Origin of the sequence: Streptomyces bobili (assembly GCF_002154575.1) — a bacterium.
Classification (GTDB): domain Bacteria; phylum Actinomycetota; class Actinomycetes; order Streptomycetales; family Streptomycetaceae; genus Streptomyces; species Streptomyces bobili.
In genome coordinates, this window is record NZ_MUBA01000359.1 from 1 (window position 1) to 4,181 (window position 4,181).

5 protein-coding genes are annotated in these 4,181 nt (G+C 69.6%); 1 reads left to right on the forward strand and 4 read right to left on the reverse strand.

Features of this window, described 5'->3' with window-relative positions; genetic code table 11:
- Window positions 1–19 precede the first annotated feature (19 nt).
- From BZL64_RS26375 to BZL64_RS26390, 4 genes are all read right to left on the reverse strand, one after another.
- Entirely contained in the window at window positions 20–826 is an 807-nt protein-coding gene (locus tag BZL64_RS26375; RefSeq protein WP_086771678.1) for an ATP-binding cassette domain-containing protein, read from the reverse strand.
- Window positions 823–1,854 (reverse strand): ABC transporter permease, encoded by a 1,032-nt coding sequence (locus tag BZL64_RS26380; protein ID WP_086771679.1) that lies wholly within the window; start codon window positions 1,852–1,854, stop codon window positions 823–825. The genes BZL64_RS26375 and BZL64_RS26380 overlap by 4 nt, the downstream gene beginning before the upstream one ends.
- A complete protein-coding gene (locus BZL64_RS26385; RefSeq protein WP_086771680.1) occupies window positions 1,851–2,852 on the reverse strand; it encodes a sugar ABC transporter substrate-binding protein in 1,002 nt (333 codons plus the stop codon). The genes BZL64_RS26380 and BZL64_RS26385 overlap by 4 nt, the downstream gene beginning before the upstream one ends.
- 256 nt (window positions 2,853–3,108) lie before the next feature.
- Window positions 3,109–3,846 (reverse strand): GntR family transcriptional regulator, encoded by a 738-nt coding sequence (locus BZL64_RS26390; RefSeq protein ID WP_086771681.1) that lies wholly within the window; start codon window positions 3,844–3,846, stop codon window positions 3,109–3,111.
- A gap of 129 nt (window positions 3,847–3,975) precedes the next feature.
- Here BZL64_RS26390 and BZL64_RS26395 point away from each other — a divergent pair.
- Window positions 3,976–4,181: Gfo/Idh/MocA family oxidoreductase (locus BZL64_RS26395; RefSeq protein WP_158101565.1), on the forward strand; the 206-nt coding region annotated here is incomplete at its 3' end.

A 4,181-nucleotide genomic window follows, 5' to 3' on the forward strand; every position in this document is an offset into this window, starting at 1 on the left:
CGCGCCGTTCCCCGCGCCCCTAAGGGGCGCGTTCCAGCTCGTGGCGTAGATCGTCCAGCTCGTTTCCGCCTGCCATCTGGCGTGTCAGCTCGTCCAGGGTGATGGAGTCCCGTGTGTGACTGCCCACCATCGTGCCCCTCTTCAGGAGGACGAATCTGTCGCCGACCAGGTAGGCGTGGTGGGGGTTGTGGGTGATGAGCACCACGCCCAGACCCTGGTCGCGGGCGGCGGCCACGTACTTGAGGACCACGCCGGACTGCTTGACGCCCAGCGCGGCCGTCGGCTCGTCGAGGACCAGGACCTTGGCGCCGAAGTGCACCGCGCGCGCGATGGCCACGCACTGGCGTTCGCCGCCGGAGAGGGTGCCGATGGGCTGGTCGACGTCGCGCAGGTCGATGCCCATGCGCAGGAGTTCGGCGTGGGTGGTGCGGCGCATGAGGTCGACGTCCATGCGCTTGAAGGGGCCGGTGCCCTTGCGGGGTTCCGAGCCGAGGAAGAAGTTGCGCCAGACCGGCATCAGCGGGACGACCGCCAGATCCTGGTAGACGGTGGCGATGCCGCGGTCCAGGGCCTCGCGCGGGGAGGCCAGCCGGGTCTCCTCGCCGTCGAGGCTGAGGGTGCCGGCGTCGTGGCCGTGCAGCCCCGCGATGATCTTGATGAGGGTGGACTTGCCCGCGCCGTTGTCGCCGAGGACGCAGGTGATTTCGCCCGCATCGACCTCCAGGGAGACCCCTTCGAGGGCGCGGACGTTGCCGTAGTGCTTGCTGACGCCGGACAGCTCCACGAGCGGTGTACGGCTGTCGGCCGGGGTCGTCTCCGGTGTCATGTGGTGGCCTCCGCGCGCTTGCGGACCCAGGCGTTGAGCAGGGTCGCGAGGAGCAGCATCGCTCCGAGGAAGAACTTGAACCAGTCGGGGTTCCATTCGGCGAAGACGATGCCCTTGCTCGTCATGCCGAAGATGAGCGCGCCGACCGCCGATCCGGCCGCGCTGCCGTAGCCGCCGGTGATCAGGCAGCCGCCGATGACGGCCGCGATGATGTAGATCAGCTCGTTGCCGACGCCCTCGCCGGACTGGACGACGTCGTAGGAGAACAGCAGGTGCTGGCCGGAGATCCAGGCGCCGAACGCGACGCCCATGTAGAGGCCGATCTTGGTCCTGTCGACGGGGACGCCGACCGCGCGGGCCGCGTCCTGATTGCCGCCGACGGCGAAGATCCAGTTGCCGGCGCGGGTGCGCAGCAGGATCCAGGAGGCGACCGCGACCAGCGCGAACCACCACAGGATCGTGATCTTGAAGTTGACGTCGCCGATCGTCAGGGTGGACGCGAAGACGTCCCTCGCGGTGGGGAAGCCCTCCATGTCGGCGATGCTCTTCGTCGAGACGGTGCCGTCGATCAGCTTGGTGAAGCCGAGGTTCATGCCGGTCAGCATCAGGAACGTGCCGAGCGTGATGATGAAGCTGGGCAGCTTGGTGCGGGTGAGCATGAAGCCGTTGAAGGCGCCGATGGCCAGGGTGACCAGGAGCGAGACGCCGACGCCGACCCAGACGTTCGCCGTCATCTGGTAGCTGAACATCGACGACACCAGCGCCGAGGACGTGACCATCACACCGGCCGAGAGGTCGAACTCGCCGCCGATCATCAGCAGCGCGACCGGGACGGCCATGATGCCGATCGTCGAGGAGGCGTACAGGACGGTGCTGAGGCTGCCCGCGCGCAGGAAGCTGTCGGCGGCGAGGGCGAAGAAGACGAACACCGCGAGGGCGCCGACGACGGAGCCCAGTTCGGGGCGGCCGAGGAGCCTGCGCAGCGGGGAGACCCGCAGCAGCCGTTCGTCCGAGGTGAGCGTGGTCATCGGGTGCCCCGCTCGGTGTACTCGGCCAGTTCGTCCGCCTGGTCCTCGGTGATGATCTGCGGGCCGGTCAGGACGGGCCTGCCGCCGCCGAGGACGTCGCCGTTGTACTTGTACAGCCAGAGCAGGTCGACGGCCTGGTAGCCCTGGAGGTACGGCTGCTGGTCGACGGCGAAGCCGAGGGAGTCGTCCGCCAGGCCGGCGGCGACCTTGGCGTTGAGGTCGAAGGTGTCGATCTCGGCCTTGCTGCCGGCGCCCTGCCGCGCCTTCACTGCGGTGTCGGCGAAGGGCGCGCCGAGGGTGACGACCGCGTCGATGGACGGGTCGGCCTGGAGCTTGGCCTCGATCGCGGACTGCACGTCGGGCATGCTGGTGCCGGTGACGTAGAGGTCGGAAACGGTGCCGGTGAAGGTCTTCGCGACGCCGTCGCAGCGCTGCTCGTGGCCGACGTTGCCCTGCTCGTGCAGGACGCAGACCGCCTTCTTCTTCCCGCGCCGGTTCAGTTCCTCGCCGACGGCCTCGCCGGCGATCGTCTCGTCCTGGCCGATGTGGGTGAGCGCGCCGAACGCCTTGGACTCGGCGGAGCCGGAGTTCACCGTGATGACGGGGATGCCGGCCTTGCGGGCGCGGGCCAGTGCGGCCTTCATCGCGTCGGGCTTGGCGAGGGTGACGATGATGCCGTCGACCCGCTTGTCGATCGCCGCGTCGACGAGCTGCGCCTGCTGCTGGGCCTCGTCGTCGTGGGAGTACAGGAAGTTGATGTTGTCCTTGACGGCGGCCTGCTTCGCGCCGCTCTGGACGATGTCCCAGAAGGTGTCGCCATCGCCCGAGTGGGTGATCATCGCGAAGGTCCAGCGAGGGGTGTTCACCGCCGCCCTGCCCTGCGCGGCCGCCTCACGGGCGTCCTCGGCACGCTTTCCCCCGGTACTGCTGCACCCCGCGAGGGAGAGGCAGAGCACCCCCGCCAACGCGATTCCTGTCCAGGTCCCAGAACGTGCCACGAGGCCGTGCCCTTCTTGCCGTGTTCCGACGTACGCGCGCGTCCGGCGTTCTCTCACCGGACGCAAACGCCCCAGTATCGAACACAGGGATCATGCGTCTCGTGACCGGGGACCGCGAGTCGGTCGCATTGTCCGGACATTGCGACCAGGGCGGTACTCCGGGAGGGTGCGCGCCGCGGCGGACGAGCGTGCGCGCACGGCGTCGCGCGGCAGACGGGAATGGGTCACGCGGCAGACGGGAATGGTCGGACAGGCCCTAGGGCCGTACGAGCAGCTGGAACTCGAAGGAGTAGCGGGCCGGGCGGTAGATGTGGTCGCCGAACTCGACCGCACGGCCCGTGTCGTCGAACGTGGTGCGCTGCATGGTGAGCAGCGGGGCTCCCTCCGGCTCGGCCAGGCGCTCGGCCTCGGCGGCGGTCGCGGCGCGGGCGCCGATGGACTGGCGGGCGCTGTGCAGGGTGATCCCCGCCGACCGCATCATCCGGTACAGGCCCGTGGCCTCCAACTGGGCGGTGTCCAGGTCCAGGAGGCCGGACGGCAGGTGGTTGGACAGGTACGCCATCGGCTCCCCGTGCGCGAGCCGCAGCCGCTCCACGCGGTGCACCTCGCTGCCCTCGGCGACCGCGAGCGCGGCGGCGACCTCGGCGGACGCGGGGACGACGGTGTTGACCAGGACCGTCGTCGCGGGGCGCTGGCCCGCCGCCTCCAAGTCGTCGTAGAGGCTGCTCAGTTCCAGGGGGCGCTTGACCTGGCTGTGCACGACCTGGGTGCCGACGCCCCGGCGGCGGACCAGCAGGCCCTTGTCCACGAGGGACTGGATCGCCTGGCGGACGGTGGGGCGGGACAGGCCGAGCCGGGCCGCCAGCTCGATCTCGTTGCCCAGCAGGCTGCCGGGGGTGAGCACGCCGTGCTCGATCGCCGCCTCCAGTTGCTGGGACAGCTGGAAGTACAACGGCACCGGAGAGCTTCGGTCCACACGGAGTTCGAGCTGCACGGTCGGGTCCACCTCTGGTTTCGGCACGGGCCGAGCGTAGCTCCGTGGCCGGTTGACGGGAAGTCGTGTAGTCCGATTGTCCGGACAAACGCATTGACAGGGTGCGGCCTGCGAGGTCACCTTGATTCCATGCGCATCGGGGTCATCGGGACGGGCCGCATCGGCACCATTCATGCGAACACACTCAGCCGTCACCGCGAGGTCGGATCCCTCATCCTGACGGACGCGGAGCCCGCGCGGGCCACGGAGCTGGCGCTGCGGCTGGGCGAGACGGCCGCTCCCGGGGTCGAGGAGATCTTCCGGTGGGGCGTGGACGCGGTGGTGATCACCACCGC

What these genes read in the sequence shown, in the direction of transcription:
- BZL64_RS26375 (WP_086771678.1), bottom strand. Translation starts at nt 826, where the DNA reads ATGACACCGGAGACGACCCCGGCCGACAGCCGTACACCGCTCGTGGAG.
- BZL64_RS26380 (WP_086771679.1), bottom strand. Translation starts at nt 1,854, where the DNA reads ATGACCACGCTCACCTCGGACGAACGGCTGCTGCGGGTCTCCCCGCTG.